The 18,977-nt window shown below is 42.6% G+C and carries 18 protein-coding genes; 7 read left to right on the forward strand and 11 right to left on the reverse strand.

The genetic code is table 11. The features are described from left to right. Window positions 1-98: 98 nt before the first annotated feature. Window positions 99-1,181, forward strand: coding sequence for an acyltransferase family protein (locus AAEY88_RS06445; protein ID WP_350560636.1), 1,083 nt, complete (start codon window positions 99-101; stop codon window positions 1,179-1,181). A gap of 291 nt (window positions 1,182-1,472) precedes the next feature. Here AAEY88_RS06445 and scpB read toward each other — a convergent pair whose 3' ends face one another. The 8 genes from scpB to mrdA form a co-directional block, all read right to left on the reverse strand. Beyond that, window positions 1,473-2,093, reverse strand: coding sequence for an SMC-Scp complex subunit ScpB (gene scpB / locus AAEY88_RS06450; RefSeq protein WP_350560637.1), 621 nt, complete (start codon window positions 2,091-2,093; stop codon window positions 1,473-1,475). A gap of 53 nt (window positions 2,094-2,146) precedes the next feature. Further along, complete coding sequence (locus AAEY88_RS06455; RefSeq protein ID WP_350561093.1) at window positions 2,147-2,968, reverse strand: segregation/condensation protein A; 822 nt, start codon at window positions 2,966-2,968, stop codon at window positions 2,147-2,149. A 161-nt stretch (window positions 2,969-3,129) separates the two neighbouring features. After that, window positions 3,130-4,227, reverse strand: a complete 1,098-nt coding sequence (locus tag AAEY88_RS06460; protein ID WP_350560638.1) for a tryptophan--tRNA ligase — start codon at window positions 4,225-4,227, stop codon at window positions 3,130-3,132. Between the two features lie 137 nt (window positions 4,228-4,364). Beyond that, window positions 4,365-5,465 (reverse strand): lysophospholipid acyltransferase family protein, encoded by a 1,101-nt coding sequence (locus AAEY88_RS06465; protein ID WP_350560639.1) that lies wholly within the window; start codon window positions 5,463-5,465, stop codon window positions 4,365-4,367. 365 nt (window positions 5,466-5,830) lie between these two features. Beyond that, window positions 5,831-6,217: a 30S ribosomal protein S9 gene (gene rpsI, locus AAEY88_RS06470; RefSeq protein WP_350560641.1), complete on the reverse strand. Its 387-nt coding sequence runs from the start codon at window positions 6,215-6,217 to the stop codon at window positions 5,831-5,833. A 10-nt stretch (window positions 6,218-6,227) separates the two neighbouring features. After that, window positions 6,228-6,656 carry a 50S ribosomal protein L13 gene (rplM, locus tag AAEY88_RS06475; protein ID WP_350560643.1) on the reverse strand — a complete coding sequence of 143 codons (429 nt, stop codon included), beginning with the start codon at window positions 6,654-6,656 and terminating at the stop codon, window positions 6,228-6,230. Window positions 6,657-6,852: 196 nt separating this feature from the next. Continuing rightward, complete coding sequence (rsmD, locus tag AAEY88_RS06480; RefSeq protein WP_350560645.1) at window positions 6,853-7,554, reverse strand: 16S rRNA (guanine(966)-N(2))-methyltransferase RsmD; 702 nt, start codon at window positions 7,552-7,554, stop codon at window positions 6,853-6,855. Window positions 7,555-7,570: 16 nt separating this feature from the next. After that, on the reverse strand, window positions 7,571-9,562 hold the full coding sequence (mrdA, locus tag AAEY88_RS06485) for a penicillin-binding protein 2 (RefSeq protein ID WP_350560647.1): 1,992 nt from the start codon (window positions 9,560-9,562) through the stop codon (window positions 7,571-7,573). A 460-nt stretch (window positions 9,563-10,022) separates the two neighbouring features. Between mrdA and AAEY88_RS06490 the strand changes: the two genes are divergently transcribed. From AAEY88_RS06490 to adk, 6 genes are all read left to right on the forward strand, one after another. Then, a complete protein-coding gene (locus tag AAEY88_RS06490) occupies window positions 10,023-11,357 on the forward strand; it encodes a hypothetical protein (RefSeq protein WP_350560649.1) in 1,335 nt (444 codons plus the stop codon). Window positions 11,358-11,622: 265 nt separating this feature from the next. After that, window positions 11,623-13,641: a heme lyase CcmF/NrfE family subunit gene (locus tag AAEY88_RS06495; protein WP_350560651.1), complete on the forward strand. Its 2,019-nt coding sequence runs from the start codon at window positions 11,623-11,625 to the stop codon at window positions 13,639-13,641. A gap of 1 nt (window position 13,642) precedes the next feature. Beyond that, a complete protein-coding gene (locus tag AAEY88_RS06500) occupies window positions 13,643-14,302 on the forward strand; it encodes a DsbE family thiol:disulfide interchange protein (protein WP_350560653.1) in 660 nt (219 codons plus the stop codon). Between the two features lie 62 nt (window positions 14,303-14,364). Next, the gene (locus AAEY88_RS06505) at window positions 14,365-14,871 is read left to right on the forward strand and encodes a cytochrome c-type biogenesis protein (RefSeq protein WP_407074436.1); all 507 of its coding nucleotides are present in this window, start codon (window positions 14,365-14,367) and stop codon (window positions 14,869-14,871) included. Beyond that, complete coding sequence (gene ccmI, locus AAEY88_RS06510; RefSeq protein ID WP_350560655.1) at window positions 14,868-16,148, forward strand: c-type cytochrome biogenesis protein CcmI; 1,281 nt, start codon at window positions 14,868-14,870, stop codon at window positions 16,146-16,148. The genes AAEY88_RS06505 and ccmI overlap by 4 nt, the downstream gene beginning before the upstream one ends. A 251-nt stretch (window positions 16,149-16,399) precedes the next feature. After that, a complete protein-coding gene (gene adk / locus AAEY88_RS06515; RefSeq protein ID WP_350560657.1) occupies window positions 16,400-17,056 on the forward strand; it encodes an adenylate kinase in 657 nt (218 codons plus the stop codon). A 210-nt stretch (window positions 17,057-17,266) separates the two neighbouring features. Here adk and secB read toward each other — a convergent pair whose 3' ends face one another. From secB to AAEY88_RS06530, 3 genes are all read right to left on the reverse strand, one after another. Then, the gene (gene secB, locus AAEY88_RS06520) at window positions 17,267-17,719 is read right to left on the reverse strand and encodes a protein-export chaperone SecB (protein WP_350560659.1); all 453 of its coding nucleotides are present in this window, start codon (window positions 17,717-17,719) and stop codon (window positions 17,267-17,269) included. A 121-nt stretch (window positions 17,720-17,840) separates the two neighbouring features. Further along, window positions 17,841-18,104: a glutaredoxin 3 gene (grxC, locus tag AAEY88_RS06525; RefSeq protein WP_201527866.1), complete on the reverse strand. Its 264-nt coding sequence runs from the start codon at window positions 18,102-18,104 to the stop codon at window positions 17,841-17,843. A 287-nt stretch (window positions 18,105-18,391) separates the two neighbouring features. After that, entirely contained in the window at window positions 18,392-18,847 is a 456-nt protein-coding gene (locus AAEY88_RS06530; protein WP_350560661.1) for a rhodanese-like domain-containing protein, read from the reverse strand. Between the last annotated feature and the right edge of the window lie 130 nt (window positions 18,848-18,977).

The raw sequence follows: 18,977 nt of genomic DNA on the forward strand, positions 1-18,977 counted from the left end.
TAGATCTATTTTTTGATTAATTAAAATATAGTTTTTATCAAAATGACGATTCGCCTGCTTGTAGGTAGCTAATATCAACCTAAAAATGATACATATAAATGATAAAAAAACCTGATAACAAAAATTATATTAATGAGATTTTTATATTGCGAGCAGTTGCTTGTCTCAGTGTGGTTTTATTACATTCAATTGAGGTTACCCAGCTTGACGTATCTATCATCAATGATAAATTAAATATTATTATAACCATTATCAGGGTGTTATTGACATTTGGCACACCAACTTTTATCTTTATCTCTATATTACTAATTTCATATTCATACCCTAACGGTTTACCAAGTAATTTTTTAGTACGAAGGCTTAAGCTTATAATGCTACCCTACTTGTCCATGGCTGTGTTTTATGCAGTTATTGTTGGTGTTGTTGAGTCTATATCTACAAAAGAAATCATTATAAATATTTTTTTTAATATTTTAGGAAATTATCATGGCTATTTCGTCTTAATAATATTCCAGTTTTATTTGTTATCTTACTTTTTCCATAACTACCTCTCAAGAAAGAATCCATTTGTCATTATAACAATCTCATTAATCATAAATTTATTTTATTTAGGGGTATTTAACTTCTCAAACTCACCCATAGATAGTGAGCTAGTCAATTATTTTTGGAAGAGAGGTCATTGGATACCTTTCATAGGCTGGGTTTTTTATTTTACATTAGCTTATTATATTGGTAGGAATTATAGTCTATTTTTATCTATTTTAGATAAAAATAGAAGACTGATTCTAGTTGCTACTATCTTTTTTGCTATCCTTACCGCTATATTATCTTCCCTTGAGTTAATTCCAGTATCTTCAAAAAGTTATATTATGGTTTTTTTTACAACTAGCATGATTGGTACGCTCTATAATATATTTACCAAGATAAAAAATACTCCTTATTTGATAATGCAAATAAGTCGATACTCTTTTCCAATATACTTACTCCATCTATTTTATTTGATAATTATCAACAAAGTATTAGGGATATTAGGTGTTGATTGGACAGTTTTTAAGATAGTCTTTTTGTTTATAGGAAGTATTATAGCTTCTATGATTACAACCTACTTATTAAACAAATTAAAAATTGGAAAGTATTTGGTTGGTGGTATAAATAACATTGGCGCAGTCAGTTCAAAATAAAGTGAGTACAGCCTATATCATGAAACAGTTTATCTAAATCATTCTACATATAGTCAGTTCACAATAAAAGAGAGTCGCGTATAACAACGTGCCACTGGTATAAATTTTTCTTGCGTGCTGTTCGCAAGCGTGATAAAGGCTGCAAAAAATTGATATCAGTAGCACTGTATCGTTTTTAAATTGAATCGACTACATATCTTTATCATAAGGATTTCGTCGATGTCTGTTTTTTTGATAAGATTTAAATCGAGCCTATAAGGTAAAATATTCAAGAATGCAAAAATAGAATGTTTAAGAAGCTGCCCCAATCGCTGTCATATCCGGCATCGGCGGTAGCTCATCTAAACGATTGAGTCCAAAAGCGTCTAAAAACTGCGCTGTAGTATATAGTAGCGCTGGACGACCTAAGGTGTCTTTATAACCGTTCTCCATAATCCAGCCTTTATCAAATAGCTGACGCAATATATTGCTCGATAGCGTTACGCCGCGTACCTGTTCGATATCACTACGGGTCACTGGTTGCTTATAAGCAATCACGCTTAGGGTTTCTAGTAGTGCTTGGCTCAAACGCTCCTGGCGCTGCGGGAATACACACTGAACAAGCGCACTATAACTGTCTGAAATTTGTAAGCGGTAGCCACTGACAGTTTCACTAAGATCGAGCACACCATTACTTAAGCGCTCTCGTAGTATAGCTAATGCCAGCTGTAGCTCTTGAGTGGATAAGGACAAATGCTTTTTGAGCATATGGGCAGTTAGTGGCGTTTCGGAAGCATGGAGTAGCACTTCAATATGCTTGCTGATGATGGCAAGCTGGGAATGCGGTTGTAAGGACAACGTGGAATTCAAAGGTGTTGAGGTTAGCGTGGGTTCTCTATCGCTATTCTGTTTGGGGTCGTCAATGTCTAACATTACGGGTTTACTCTTTTCAAAAATGATATTATTTGCTGATTGAACAAGTGACGCTATATCGACCATTGCAAGGTTAATGGGTTAAAATTAATATTAGTGTCAGCATTTGGGACTTCATTATTAATACCGGTATTACCATCTATCTTCTTACTGACCACACTCACCAGCTGGCGTTTCATCAGCTCAAGTACCGCTATAAAGCTAACCACTACCCCGATTCTGCCTTGTGATTTATCAAGGAGCTGATAAAAAGAGCGCGCGCCATCAGTGCTCAGCTGCTGACTAATACTGGCGATTCGGTCAGCGAGCGGCACAGAATCCATTTTGACGGTATGCATTTGCATATGATAGCCGGGCTGTAATTGCATTTTAAATAAGCTATCAATCAATAAATTTGGTGAGTAGCAGGGTAACTCGGCACTCATAATGTCTTTATTTGGCATACTGACCATCGCTAAGAATACATCACGCTCAAGGCGCACTAAGTTGTCCAAGCGCTGGCTAGCCGCTTTGATTTGGGCATACGCTTCAAGGCGTTCAATCAATTCTACTTTTGGGTCACGCTCATCGGTAGGCGTTTGCGGCGTGGGTAAAAGCAGTTCAGTCTTGATCGCAATCAAAGTAGATGCCATCAGTAGATAGTCACCAGCCAACTCAAAATGATCGGTATCTAACTCGCCAATATAGGCCAAATATTGCTCAGTGATCGGCAATATTGGCATTTGGGTGAGATCAACGTTGTTCTTTTTGACCAGATATAATAAAAAATCTAGCGGCCCTGCAAATTGCTCTAGCCAAATGGCAAACGCTTGCGGCGGCACATATAAATCCTCCGGTAAGTGCTGTACTGGCGTTTTATAAATACGCAATGGCATATCATGAGCATCAGATACAATCGATGTGGGGCTGATGCTTGATAGTGTCTGCGATTCAGGGTAGATGGTTGATGTCATTTGCATAAGTTGGAATCTATATTGATTGCAATGACAAATAGCCATTTGGTTTAATTGTTAAAGTTAAGCGATTGTTTAAGCCATCATTTAATTTTAGCAAGTGGGCGGATACCGATAGCGCGTCGGGTTTTATCTAACTGTTTACGGCTATGGCGTCGTGCTTTGTCTGCGCCCATTTGTAATATTTCTTCTAGTTCTTTCGGGTTGGCCATCAGCTCTTGATAACGGGCGCGGAACGGCGCAATTTCAGTATTTATTTTTTCAAAAAGCGCTTGTTTGGCATCACCCCAACCAATACCCGCCGCGAATTGTGTGCGCATATCGGTGATTTCCTCAGGTGTGGCAAATGCTTTATAAATCTCAAAAATGGCCGAATCGTCAGCATCTTTGGGCTCAGCGGGTAGTTGCGAATTAGTGACGATTTTCATAATCGCTTTATGCATCTGCTTTTCAGGAGTTACTTGCGGATTAATCTCACCAAATAATGGAATAGTATTGCCGTAGCTTTTACTCATTTTGCGCCCATCAAGACCAGTGAGTAAAGGCGTGTCATTATCAACTACTGCATTTGGCAGGGTAAAAAGCGGTTTGTATTTATGATTAAAGGTACCAGCAATATCACGTGCCATTTCAATATGCTGAATTTGATCTCGGCCAACAGGAACGTGAGTGGCGTTAAACATTAAGATATCTGCAGCCATCAGTACTGGATAGCCAAACAATCCCATGGTGACCCCTTGATCCGCATCAACGTTGTTGTCTATGTTGACATCGACTGAAGCCTTATAAGCGTGGGCGCGATTCATCAGACCTTTGGCACACGAGCAATTTAAGATCCAAGCCAATTCTGGGATTTCTGGTACATCCGATTGACGATAAAAGGTCACGCGCTCAGGATCTAGACCGCAAGCAAGCCAAGTTGCTGCAATTGATTTAGTAGATTCATGAATGACCACAGGATCATGACAGCCGATAATGCCATGATAATCCGCTAAAAAGAAAAACGCTTCATCATCACTATTTTGGATAGACTTAATAGCTGGACGAATCGCGCCAACATAATTACCCAAGTGCAGGGTACCCGTTGGTTTAATGCCCGTTAAAATACGCTTGGCAGCGTTTGAATTATTGGGGACGCTGTTTTCTGAAATAATATTATCGGAAGTACTGTTATTGCTCATGAAAAATCCGTTATGGTCACGTATAAAGTTATGGTAATAATAAAGCTAAAGGCGATGACGATATTAATTTTTATTATTGAATAAAAGCCGTGAAGTATAGCAAATTTGTGCGGTAGCTCACATCATCTTAGCTTATGTTACTTATAGATGTCGGTACGACCATCCAGACCATTTTTGAAGCGTCGATGGAACCACATCCACTGAGTCGGATCAATGCGAATCAATCCTTCTAAAATCTCATTAACACGGGTAGCATCAGCAACTTCATCATTACTAGGATAATTATCTAGTTCTGGCGTGATGGTCAGATGATAATGGGGACGTTTGCCGCTGGGTAGGTTATCAGGCGTTTGCCGATAAGTATGCAGCGCTATGACTGCAGGTGGATGCTCTTTGTTACCAAGTTTCGCCAGGCGTCGCGTTGCAGTGATAGTCGCTGCTGGCACGCCAAAGAATGGGGCCATAACGCCTTGCTTAAGACCATAATCTTGATCCGGTGAATACCAAATCACGTGCCCAGCTTTGATAGAGCTCACTAAACTGCGCATGTCACGATTGGAGATTTGCTTACCCAATATACTACGGCGACCATTATAAACGAACCAATCTAGTAGCGCATTATTCTGCGGTCGATACATCCCATCCATGGGGAAGAACTGCGTACACAACATGCCGCCTAGATCAAGCATAGTATAGTGCGCACCCAATAAGATAACCGCTCGGCCTTCATTTTGGGCATTGACAATATGCTGCAACCCAGAGATAGAGACCGTTCGAGTAAATACATTTGGGCGAAACCAAGCACATAAGGTCTCAAACACGCCGATACCTTGATTGACAAAGACTTGCTTGGCCATCAGTTCACGTTCAACCTCAGGCTTTTCAGGAAAAGCCAGTCTAAGGTTAGTCAAAGTATCGCGTCGCCGCGAGCCAATAAGTTTATAGATTGAAATACCCAACTTGCTCCCCAGCAAAAACTGCCAACGCAAGGGTAAATATATCATTGGGAGAAAAATAACCAATAGTAGCCAAATACCCCAATATTTAGGCAATAAAAATTGCCACTCAAACGGCTTTTTAGCCGCTGATGCTGTTTGCTTATGAGTCTGCTTGATAGTTGGCGTACCAGCAGCAATGGCTGGCGATTTAGGCGGCTTACCATTATTCATTGAGTCCGGCGGCGGCGTATTGGTCTTTAAAGAAGGTTTGCTAGGGTCAAATTGTTCGGGCGCTCTCATGATATTGTTGTTCGTAGTGAAAGTTATTATTATGATGAGGGAGTAGGCCTTACTTTGCAAGCGCTATAGCCAAATCCCAATGAATCGCTTACAGTATTAGATTTGCTAGGCGTACCTAGTGTACTGGCTGCATTATTACCTTTTGCATACAAATCATATGATTTCAACCATACGAGAGAATTTTTTGTACGAGATAGATAGTCGAATAATTAAAAAAATGCATAAAAAAACCTTATAAGCTGTGACCAGCTTACAAGGTTTTGCAAATCTATTACTTTATTAGCTACTGCTAAAGTATGGCTCTTACTACATGGTTATTGTAAGGCCAGTAGCCACAACAGTAAGCAAATAAAAAATAGCTTTGATTAACGTTTTGAGAATTGTGGACGTTTACGTGCTTTACGTAGGCCCAATTTCTTACGTTCAACCTGACGTGAGTCACGAGTCACAAAACCAGCTGCTTTTAGGGCAGGTTTTAAAGTTTCGTCAGACTGAATAAGTGCGCGAGTGATACCGTGGCGAATTGCGCCTGCTTGACCAGTACTACCACCGCCTGTAACAGTGACATATAAGTCATAAGCGCTGCCAGAATCAAGTAACTCTAATGGCTGACGAACAACCATACGTGAGGTTTCGCGGCTGAAGTATTCATCAAGTGGCTTACCGTTAACAACAATACTACCAGTACCTTTTGATAAAAAGACACGAGCGGTAGAAGTCTTGCGGCGACCAGTTCCGTAATTGCGTTCCATAAGTGATTCCTTAGATGTCTAGTTCTTTAGGTTGCTGAGCTTCATGTGGATGTTCGGTACCCGCATATAGTTTCAGCTTCTTGATCATCGCATAGCCAAGAGGACCCTTTGGAAGCATACCCTTAACGGCTTTGTGTAGAACATCTTCAGGCTTATGTGCAAGCAGCTTGGTGAAGTTAGTTTCTTTAATACCACCTGGATAGCCACTATGACGATAGTATTTTTTATCTTGCGCTTTTTTACCGGTTACCGCAATTTTTTCAGCGTTGATGACGACAATGAAGTCACCAGTGTCAACGTGCGGGGTAAAAGAAGCCTTATGCTTACCACGTAGGCGGTGAGCGATTTGGCTAGCTAGGCGACCAAGGGTTTTGCCGTCAGCATCTACGACATACCAGTCATGGGTCACTTCAGCTGGTTTTGCACTAAGTGTTTTCATGATAAAACCTTAAATTTAAAATTCGTTGAGAGTTTGTCTGGGAACGGGGCTCTCAAAAAACAGACTGCACATTATAAGCAGTAGCGCCTACGCTTGCAAGCTGCATTGTGGTTTATTTTAGCCTGCTAAGCATTAAATACGAGCATCTAGCTGCATTTTTAGCAGTTTTTAGCGTTTCTTAATAGTAGCTGCCTGATTATGACGATGCCAGCCGATAAAGTCCAGCGACAACTTGCCCGACTTTGGTCTGTTTAATACACTCAAAACCACTTAGGCCTTGCGTTGCAAGGTGCGAGCTAAGAGATAAGGCCAGTTCATCTAATTGTTCATTTAATTCTTTATCCGCTTCTAGATATATAAGGGTTCCTGCAGTGATCAAGGTTTGTTCGATTAGAGCAGACAAAATCGGTTGCCATAAATTTTCTGCATAGGGAGGATCGATAAAGACCACGTCAAAAATCTGCTGAGAAGGGGACTTAAACAACTTTTCAATACTGGGATGTTGGCCCAAAACTTGCTCTGCTGCACCATAAATAATGCGATAACTGCTAGGATCAATGCCTAACTGCTCGGCGCTTTGCAGTAGCATTTGGCTCTGTGCGTGATTGGCTTCAATAAAGGTGCAGTACGCCGCGCCACGAGACAATGCTTCAAACCCTAATACACCGCTACCGGCACAGCTATCAAGTACGCATGCGCCATGAATATCAGCCAGTAACCAATTAAATAAGGTTTCACGCAAGCGATCTGGGGTAGGGCGCAGTCCGTCTGCATCAATAAAGGCGACATTTCGGCGTTTAAATTGGCCACCGATAATCCGCACACTGCCAGCGGCTGTGTTTTTGGTTTTATTAACTGTTTTAGGTTTGGGCTTATGTGCTGCTGTTGATTTTTTCATAATGTTTAAATCGTCTTTATTCGGACGTATTGGTAGATTCTAATGTGGTTACTGCTTCAGATTCTGTCTGTTCTTTAAGCGCCTCTTCTCGATCGCGGATGGCATCACGTCCAGCTTTGTCTTGTGCTTTTTGACGTTTGATCACCTTAAGCTCGCTCGCACTTGGCGGCAAGATAGGATTGTCTTTACGCTGGAGTACCCAGTAGTCAAACAATGCCCGCCCGATAGGAGCGGCAACGGTACTGCCACCACCCGCGTTTTCAACCAGTACCGCAAGCGCAATCTGTGGGTCTTCAACAGGGGCAAAGCCATTGAACCAGGCGTGGTCCCAGTAACGCTTATCTAGCGATGCTTTATCATAGCTTTTACCTTGAGCAATAGACTTTACCTGCGCTGTACCTGTCTTACCCGCGATACGGTAATCTGGTGTATAGATACGGCGACCAGTACCACTTTTGACGACCTCTTCCATTGCATCTTGCATGCGTGTCCAGTCGGAATCCTCACCATTATAATCAATTTTGCCATCAGCTTTGTCTATCGTCTTAATCTCTGCCGCACCATTACTGCGTTTTAACAGATGGGGAGTAACATGATAGCCCTTATTGGCGGTTATAGCGGTGGCATTAGCAATTTGCAGTGGCGTGGCTAAAAAGTACCCTTGGCCAATACTGACAGAGATGGTCTCACCTGGTAGCCAGTTTCTATTGTAAGTGTCTTTTTTCCATTTTGGTGATGGCATAATACCCGCTTTTTCATGAGGTAAGTCTATACCCGTTTTTGAACCAAAACCAAAGCGCACCATCCAGTCATGTAGGCGTTGAATGCCCATCTCGTAAGCCAATTTATAATAATAAGTATCAACCGACATCACGATAGATTTTTTTAGATTGACCGTACCATGACCGCTGGGTTTCCAATTGCGAAATCGATGCGAATCACCAGGTAAACTAAAATAGCCGGGATCATAAATGGTAGTATTCCAATTGCGTAAGCCATAATGAATGCCACCTAAGCCTTCAAACGGCTTGATAGTCGATCCTGGTGGATACATTCCTTGTAGAGCCCGGTTGTATAAGGGTTGATCAAGATCTTCACGTAAGGCGTCGTAGTCTCTAAAAGAGATACCGGAGATAAAGGGGTTAGGGTCGTAGCTGGGGTTACTAACAAATGCCAGCACCTCGCCATTTTTGGGATCTATCGCCACAATCGCTCCGCGACGACCCGCTAACTGCTGCTGAGCGACCATTTGCAAGCCATAATCTAAACTTAAGGTAATGTCGTTACCTGCGATTGGCGGCTTAGTATCTAATTGACGCAGAATATTACCGTGAGCATCGGTTTCCACTGATTTATAACCTGGTTGCCCTATTAAAGCATCCTCATAAAACTCTTCAATACCAATTTTACCAATGAGATCAGTACCGGCGTAGCGATCCTTATTAATCTGCTTGGTTTCTTTGTCATTAATGCGGCCAACATAGCCGATAACATGGGCAAACAGCTCATCATAAGGGTAGGAACGGGTCATTTTACTCTGAATAGTCACCCCGCGAAAAAATGGCTTACGCTCACTAAACTGTGCTAATTGCCTATCTGTTAAGTCAATTTTAATGGTAACAGGATTATTTTTGCTTTTGGTAAGCCGCGCTAATATATCAATAATATCTGTATCAGTCAGCTCAAAAATAGGCGCAAGCAAGGCTAAGGTACGCTCTGGATTTTCCACTTCATGAGGGCTTAGCATAGCAGTAAACACCGGCTGATTGTCCGCCAGTAGTATCCCATTACGGTCATAAATATAACCACGGCTTGGTGGCGCTGATATGAGTTTAATACGGTTATTATCCGCCTGAGTTTTATATTTATCGTGGTTATAGACTTGCAGATAACTATAGCGCAATAGCAAGACACTCAAACCGACAATGATCAGTAGGCCAAAAATAATAATCCGATGCATAAAGATGCGGTTGATCTGTTCGGGGTCTGACGTAAGCGGTTTATTCATGTCGCGATGTATTCATATACAAGTAGTACCCAAAATATCGGTGATTATTGCTCGAGTAAAGATAATTGATTGCTGTCATTAGATTATGCATCGGCATAAAGTTATAGCAGAACAACGACAGTCATGTTGAGTTTGGCTAATCATGACACAACAGTCCTAATAATGAGGGTTCACTGTTTATTATAAACCTTGTGAGTTTAAGAAGAATGATAAAACGTCACTCTCTTAAGGGACTCATTAAAAATGCTATCTGCAGTCATTTATCAGGGAGGGTAATATGTGCTAATAAATGGCAAGTATGCTAAAATTAAACGGTTTATTTATAGTAAATATCATTGCTAATTGTGCGGTTCTGCCAAGTATTGGTTGAAACGCTCAGTACCACAGCAGTTAACCGCCAACCAATATTAGTAACGACAGTAGATTAACGATAATTGCTACGTCAGGAACCCAAAAAGTCATGTTCGCAACTTCAATATGGCAGACACTCGCTGAGCATCCAGAATTTTTTGCCATGCTGACCATTCCACCGGTGACCGCATTTGTCACCTGGGTACATGTATGGATGGCGTTAAAAATGCTGTTTTATCCCATTAAGTTTCGGGGTATTCGCGTTCCACACTTTCCCTTTTTTGGGCTTCCCGGCATTGGTTGGCAAGGTATCGTACCACGTAAAGCGGGTAAAATATCAGGGGTTATTGTCGATCAGACGTTATCCAAGCTCGGCTCGCTTGACGAGTTTTTTCAAGCGATGGAACCGGCGCAGATGGCGATATTTATCACTGATACGGTTGACCAAAACCTTGAAGCCTTGATTGATGAGATTATGTTGGAGCGCTCAGAGACTCTATGGGGCAACATTCCTTACGCGCTAAAGCGGCGAATATATAAGCAAGCGCACCAAGCACTACCGGAAATTATGCAGTCGTTAGTGACCGATCTGACCTATCATGTTGAAGATTTGGTTGATATGCGTCAGATGATTGTCAATAAGATGGAAAGTGATCGGCGCTTGATGGTCAATATGTTCTTAAAAGTTGGCCAAAAAGAAATTGATTTTATTTGGCATATTAGTGCGTTAATTGGACTGGTCTTTGGCATTATTCAGATGTTCATTTTTCTAGTAGTACCGCAACATTGGACCGTACCGTTTTTTGCCGCGGTCTGGGGGCTATTGACCAACTGGATTGCGATTTGGATGGTATTTAATCCAGTTGAGCCACGCTTTATACCTTATTTAAAGTTTTTTGCCCGCAGCAAAACCTTTCCATTTATTAAGCTGCAACTGCCACATGTGGCGCAGTTTCGTTGGCAAGGCGGCTTTATGAAGCGCCAAGAGGAAGTGTCTGAGGTGTTCGCCGAGATTGTGGTTACGGACTTGGTCACGCTTGAGAATATTATGAATGAGATGATGTATGGTGAAAAAGCCGCGCAGACGCGTGAACTGATGAAGGCACATCTCTATCAACTGCTAGAGTCGCCAGTAGTGAGCACCACATTACGCATGGGACTCGGCCGCCGTGAGTTTGGTCAGCTAAAGAATACCATTATTGATAAATCAATCACTGCGACTATGATACCGCTGCGTGACCCTGAGCTTAATGAAAGTCGCGCCAGTAAAATATTTGGGTTATTTCGTGACCGTATCCGTGCCCTATCGCCAGATGAGTTTCAAAACTTATTACGTCCGGCGTTTCGTGAAGATGAGATGACATTAATTGTACTTGGCGGTTTGACTGGATTTTTGGCCGGCTGGTTGCATTTAATTTTGGTGTTTTTTCCAGCCATGCAATAGAGCGCTCAGTTCAATATTGGAAAGATTTATTTAAAGAGTTATGTAGCCAAAATCGTCGTCTACATAGCCCATACATAATAGATACAACACCGTGACAAGTTAACGGTAACGTACGACGAAGTAAGTGCAGTAAGTAGAAAAATCATCTTAAGATAACAGCACTAGTAACAATAGCCATACAGATGCTGGGTGTTTTTAGAAGTGTTAAAAGCCCGCTCCGTAGCCGTAAACTATGACCGTATTAAGGTAAACAAGGTTAGACCGTATGTTAATCACAGAATTGGGTTATTTTGCCTTGCTCGCCGGCTTTGTGTTGGCGATTTTGCAGGTAGTATTACCAACCATTGGCGTCATGCGCGACCAAGTTGCTTGGCAGCGGTTGGCTCCAAGTTTGGCTTGGGCACAGTTTGCAGCCATGATTACGTCGTTTGGTGCACTAATGGCAGGCTTTTATTATAACGATTTCAGCCTCGTTTACGTTGCGCAGCATTCCAATACGTTGTTGCCTTGGTATTATAAGCTTTCAGCGACATGGGGCGGGCATGAAGGCTCGCTGCTACTGTGGATGACCATCATGGCCACTTGGTGTGCGCTGGTATCTTACTTTAGCCGTGGTTTACCTTTGTCGATGCGGGCACGAGTATTGGTAATTTTGGCGGGCGTACAGATGATGATGCTGGCGATGCTGATTTTTACCTCGTCACCGTTTAATCGCACACTGCCTAACTTGCCCGTAGATGGCGCAGATCTGAACCCTGTATTGCAAGATTTTGGTCTGATTATTCATCCGCCGATGCTCTATATGGGTTATGTAGGTATGGTCGTGCCGTTTGCTTTCTGTATGGCAGCATTATGGGAAGGGCGTTTAGATGCTGCCTGGACTCGCTGGTCGCGGCCTTGGACGCTTGCTGCTTGGGGGTTTTTGACCGTTGGTATCGCCCTAGGTTCATGGTGGGCATATTATGAGCTTGGCTGGGGCGGCTGGTGGTTCTGGGATCCGGTAGAGAATGCATCCTTGATGCCGTGGCTTGCCGGTACCGCACTACTGCATTCACTGGCAGTCACTGAAAAGCGTGGGGTATTTAAAGCGTGGACAATTATGCTAGCAATTTTTGCCTTTGCCCTTAGTCTGCTTGGTACGTTCTTAGTACGTTCTGGGGTTATTACCTCAGTGCATTCGTTTGCCGCTGACCCGACTCGTGGTCTAGTGATCTTAGTGATTCTTGGTATTATCATTGGTGGCGGTTTACTGATGTTTGCGGTACGCGGTTGGCGTTTGACCGTTGAAAGTCAGTATCAATTGATTTCACGTGAGTCATTTTTGGTAATTAATAACGCCATCATTTTGATTGCTACTCTAGTGGTGTTGCTAGGCACGCTCTATCCCATTATTGCCGACGCCTTTGGTTTAGGTCAGGTATCGGTTGGCCCTCCCTACTTTAATGCGCTGTTTGTACCGTTAACTTGGCTACTATTATTTGCGATGGGTATGGGCTCTAATATTCGTTGGAAACAAGAGAAACGTCCGCTATTGGGCGTGGGTATGGCGATTGCAGTCAGCAGTCTCATATTAGCAGCGATTATCACTTACTTTGTTCACCCGTCGTCAATGCTCAATATCGGCGTGACTTTAGCAGTCAGCTTTTGGGTACTATTATGGATGGTGGTAGATTTTAGAGATAAGACCAAAAATGCACCGAATGTCCTTAACGGTTTGCGTCAGTTGCGCTTGAGCTATTGGGGCCAGCAAACTGCCCATATTGGGGTGTTAATCGCAGTTATTGGTATTGCCTTTACCACCAGCCTAAGTGTTGAGCGTGATGTGGCACTGGGTATTGGTGATACGGTCAGTGTCCAAGGTTATGACTTTGAAATCGCTGATTTTCATGAGGTCAAAGGCAGTAACTTTGATGGTATGCAAGCCCAAGTTGAGGTCACCAAAGACGGCCGTGCTGTGACCACTTTATATCCTGAAAAACGTACTTATGTGGTCAGCATGATGCCGATGACTGAAGCGGCCATTGATGCCAGTTTAATGCGTGACGTATATGTGGCACTTGGTGAGCCAATTGCTGAAGACAGCAATCAATGGGCTGTCCGTATCTATGTCAAACCGATGATTCGCTGGATTTGGCTGGGAGCGCTTATTATGGCTTTTGGTAGTGTATTAAGCATATTTGATAAGCGTTATCGTATTAAAAAAACCAAAGCGCCGGATCAAGTTGCTGGTATTGCTACTGAAAATGCTATGACCACCCCAGTCTCAACGATAGGGGAAAAGTAAAATGAGTACACCAGACAATACGCCCAATCAAAACGACAGTCAGAACCGCAAGCAAAGTGGTAAAACGATCAATAAAAAGCAGCTAAAGATATGGTTCTTGATCCCGCTGATCGTCTTTTTTGGCTTGATAGTTATGTTGTATATGCGTCTTGGTAAGCCGGTAGAGATTGTAACCAATACAGCCCTTGAGCGTCCGGTTCCTGCCTTTGAGCTACCATTATTGTCAGATACTACCCGTACTATGATCAACGATAATCTACCTGATCAGCCATTTTTGATCAATGTTTGGGGCTCTTGGTGTCCAACTTGTATTATTGAGCATCCGTTTTTAATGGAACTTGAAGAGCGCGGCGTCAATATCGTTGGGGTAAATTATAAAGATGACATTGGTAATGCGCTCAGCTATCTCAATCAGCGCGGTGACCCATTCTCCATGTCGATTCAAGATCTACCCGGACAGTTTGCGTTGGATTTAGGATTGACTGGTGCGCCTGAAACCTTTGTTGTTGATGGCAAAGGTATCATTCGCCAGCATATTATTGGTGAAATCAATGAGGCCAGTTGGCAAAGTCGTATTGCGCCGTGCTTAATAGTGCTCAATGAGGCAAATAAAAACAACGATAATCCCGATCCAAGTCAACTTGAGGAGGTTTGCAAATGAAACTCACTGACATGAAAACCCCTCGAATAATGACCGTTATAGTATCGAGGCTGGCAAGTGTGATGCTGGCATTTTTGCTAAGTATATCGGCACACGCCGCTATCAATGTGTACGATTTTGACTCTGTTCAGCAGGAGGCTCAGTATCGTGGTCTTATCGAAGAGCTGCGTTGTCCAAAATGTCAAAACCAAAACCTAGCGGCTTCGGATGCGCCGATTGCGCAAGACTTGAAGCAAAAAATATATGATTTGATTAAAGATGGTCGTAGTGATGCTGAGATACGCGACTATATGCAGGAGCGCTATGGCGACTTTATCAGTTACAAGCCGCCTGTGCGACCATCGACATGGATATTATGGTTTTTTCCGCCATTATTATTAATCGTTCTGATTACTGGCTGGTTTTGGCAGAGCAAACGTCGTCAGGTGGTTGCCCGAGGTCAAAGCGGTGTGACGGTTGACGCCACAGCCGACGCCTTAACCCCTGCAGAGAAAGCTGAACTTGATCGTCTGTTATCGCGCTCCGCAGACATTGATCATGACATCACCAGTACAAAGGACAAAAAATGACCATATTTTCTACTGCTGGCTTATTTATCGCCCTAAGCTTACTGATTGCTCTCATACTCGCTGCTATTGTCATTATGCCGTGGCTACGCCCATCACGCTTGCAAGACAAGCCTGTGGACAACCAGCTATTGGATGTCAATGTCGCAGTATTTCGTGAGCGCCTCGCCGAGCTTCAATCGGACAAAGACAGCGGCACCATTGATGACAGTCACTATCAAAACCAAAAGCTTGAGCTTGAGCGGCAGTTATTAGATGCGCAGCGCCAAATAGCACCAATGGTTACCCCTGGTATCAAAAGCCGATTGATTATCACCATTTGGGTGCCAGTCCTGGCGGCGATGGCGTATCTATTGGTAAGCGACCGTACGCCAGTGTTTGAGCTGTGGGCTGCTGAAGACAAAGTCGGACAAGTTGCCGATGATTTATTAACGGGCAAAATTGATCAGCCCCCAGAATGGGCGATTGAAGATGGTCGCCAGCTGATTACTGCTATGCAGACCAATGTCTATCGTCATGCTGATGACCCCAATCGCTGGATGCGCTTATCTGAGCTATTCTTATCACTCGAGGTGACGGATTCAGCAATAGAAGCACTATCTCGCGCGTACCGTTTATCACCTAATAATGAAGAAATTGCTACCACTTATGCACAGATTAGTTTTTTTGCAAATAATGGACAGTTAGATGCTAATAGTCGCCGTGTATTACAAGAGGTATTGGCCAAGAACCCACAACATGAAGGGGCGCAAATGCTGATGGCAATGGGTGAGGCACGTGGCAGTAATTTTGAGCAGGCAAAAGGTTGGATTCAACGCTTGCGTGACAGTATTTCTGCCAAACCAGGAGATCATACTCAAGCACTGGCAAGCCTAGATGAGCTGAGTGCTAACGTCAATATCCAACAGCAGCAAGCTGCCGAAGGTATTAATGTAACAGTGAATATCAACTCCAGTTTGCTACCCTTGGTAAAAGGTGATGATGTATTATTCATTGCGATTCGTAATGTCAAAGGAGGACCACCCTTTGCCGCTAAGCGCTTGCCTATTAGTGTTATCAAGCAAGGTGAAGCCAGCGTTAGCCTAAGTGATTTAGATGCGATGATGCCTAGTCGCACCATAAAGTCTGCGCGCGCAGAAAAAATCCAGTTAGCGGTAGTGGCTCGCATTAGCCATAGCGGTAATGCTGTCGCAGAATCAGGAGACTTATCTGGTAATCCGGTAGTAATTAGCGCTGATCAAACCCAAGTCAATATCGAAATCAATAAACAAGTTCCATAATAAATAAGTACTTTATTAATCCTCATAGCTATTATAAATGCTCCGTAATATATAGCGCTGTAGCTCACCGCTACAGCGTTTGATTCCATGACATAAACGGTCTAATATGAACAAGTAGTCAGTATAACTTGCTACATTGATGCTAAAAAAACTTGAGGTTTATTGACTCACAAGGTAAGGTAAGCCCTGTAATCAGTCAATCTCTAAGTTTTATATATCCTAAAATCCAATTTATTGAGGAGAGTCGTGTAATGATGCGTATTATTTTGCTAGGTCCACCGGGCGCCGGTAAAGGCACTCAAGCCCAGTTTATCTCTAAAGAATACGATATTCCGCAGATCTCTACTGGCGATATGCTGCGTGCAGCGATCAAAGAAGGCAGCGAGCTTGGCAAACAGGCTGAAGGTGTCATGAACGCTGGCGGTCTAGTTTCTGATGATCTTATCATCAACTTAGTGAAAGAACGTATCAGCAAGCCTGACTGTGCTAATGGCTGTATCCTTGATGGTTTTCCGCGCACGATTCCTCAAGCGCAAGCGCTTGCAGAAGCTGACGTGGCGATTAATCATGTGGTCGAGATTAGTGTTCCTGATGACGAGATTGTAAAGCGTTTATCCGGTCGTCGCCAGCATGCAGGCTCAGGCCGTGTCTATCACGTTGAGCACAACCCTCCTAAGCAAGAGGGTATCGATGACGTCACTGGTGAAGCGCTTATCCAGCGTGAAGATGATAAAGAGTCTACTATTCGTGAGCGCCTTGCCACTTATCATCAGCAGACATCCGCTTTGGTAGGTTTTTATCAAGACAAAGCCAAAGAAGGCAATGATGCTCCTAAATATGATAAATTTGATGGCACGCAGCCTATTGATGATGTCAAGCAGCAAGTATTATCGGCTCTAAAAGGCTAGAAAAAGCGAGGCTTTTTCTAGCTGGATTTATTATCCGATAGTGTTATTAAAAACCCGGCAAATAATTATTTGCCGGGTTTTTAATAATGGTGCTAAAAGTAAAAGAACAGCACACTAAAACTCAGCAGGAAAAATCACGCCAAAAAAAACCGCCTACAATGAAGAGTAGGCGGTTTTTCTGTATTGGCTTTTTTTATCTAAACTTTAGACTTAAGCATTACCTTCAGCATCTATTTGTGCTTGCTGTTGGCTTTGGGCGTAGGCTTGGTCAAAATTAACAGGTGCTAACAATAACTGCGGGAAGCTACCACGAGTGACAATGTCGCTAATCACTTCACGAGCATATGGGAACAAGACGTTAGGGCAATACGCACCTAATATTTGCCCAATTTGGTCTTCTGGAATATCTTTTAATAAGAAAATACCAGCTTGATGTACTTCTGCGATAAATGCTGGTTGTTCCGCATTCTTAGCAGTCACACTGACGGTCAAAATCACTTGATAATGGTCATCATCGAGCTTGTCGGCGTTGCTTGATAAATTGATATCTAGCTCAGGGTTCCACTCTTTAGTGAATACATCTGCACCCGGTACTTCAAGTGACATGTCTTTTACATAAATGCGTTCTAGTGCCAATTGCGGTTGTGCTTGTTCTTCAGCCATGATAATTCCTCAGATAGTTGGACAGTATACAATTATAATATTAAGGATAATTTAATCTTAATACTAATATTTTTATCAAGCCCTATTGCTGTCATGATAGACAGTAAGGCAAGATAGCAGATTAACCAGCCAATAGTTCGTCAAGCTTACCTTGTTGGTTGAACTGGTTGAGCTCATCAAAGCCGCCGACAAAGGTATCGCCGACGAATATTTGCGGTACCGTGCGATAGTTATTGGTTTTTTGCATTAATGCACGGCGATCATCACTGCTCATGTCATGCATGCCAATCTCTTCGTATTCAACGCCTTTAGATTTTAATAATTGTTTGGCATTTGAGCAGTATGGGCAAATAGGCGTGGTATAAACTTTAACAGATACGGTCATAATAGTTCCCTAATTTATAAATTTATAAAGCAATATTAGTATTATAAAAGTTGCTATTGTTGGCTGCAATCAAGTTAATCGCAAGCCTATATTTGATTGCGCTCATTATAAAGTGGGGATGGTGCTCATAAATTCAAGTAAGCTTGCTTTAAAAGCCATTAAAAATCATGTAGTCCGCAAACAAAAAAGACACCATTTTTATAGGGCGTCTTTTTTGTTTATTAGCGATTGATAATAGTATTTTGCTGTAATTGTTAGTGCTTAAGCCACTATTATTTGAGCCACTATTATTTATGCAGGCTTGGTTTCGCTTTGCCTTTATTTTTAGGCTCAGCGTCTTTTAGACCAACGAGTGGCATACCGCCACTTTGCCAGCCACCAATACCACCTTCTAGGCGATAGACGTTATCTTTACCAATCATCTGTACCGCTGCGCCTGCTTGCACACCCATATCGCAGATGATAATTACTGGCTGTTCAATAGCACGTACTTCTTCCAAACGCTCTTTAAGATCCGTAAAAGGAATGTTACGACTGCCTTGTATATAGCCGGTGGTAAACTTCTTTTTGGCGCGGATATCGATAAGTTGCGCATTTTGGGAGTTGACCATCATGCCCAGTGTATTTGGCGACACTTTTTTGCCGCTACGTTTGTTTTCAATAGCAAAAAACAGTACGGCAAGTACTGCTAAAATACCAAATAAAAACGGGTGGTTGCCCACAAATCCAAGCGCACGATCCAAACCATACCTCCAAAAAATAAGTGTTCTACTAAGCCGTAAATACAGCTTAACATTGTCGAACAAGGCGCTATTATACCGATAAGGTTCTATATAGTAAACGTGCGATAATTAAGCGTTTACTTTAATGATA

It is taken from the genome of Psychrobacter sp. CAL346-MNA-CIBAN-0220 (assembly GCF_040309805.1).
Lineage (GTDB): Bacteria > Pseudomonadota > Gammaproteobacteria > Pseudomonadales > Moraxellaceae > Psychrobacter.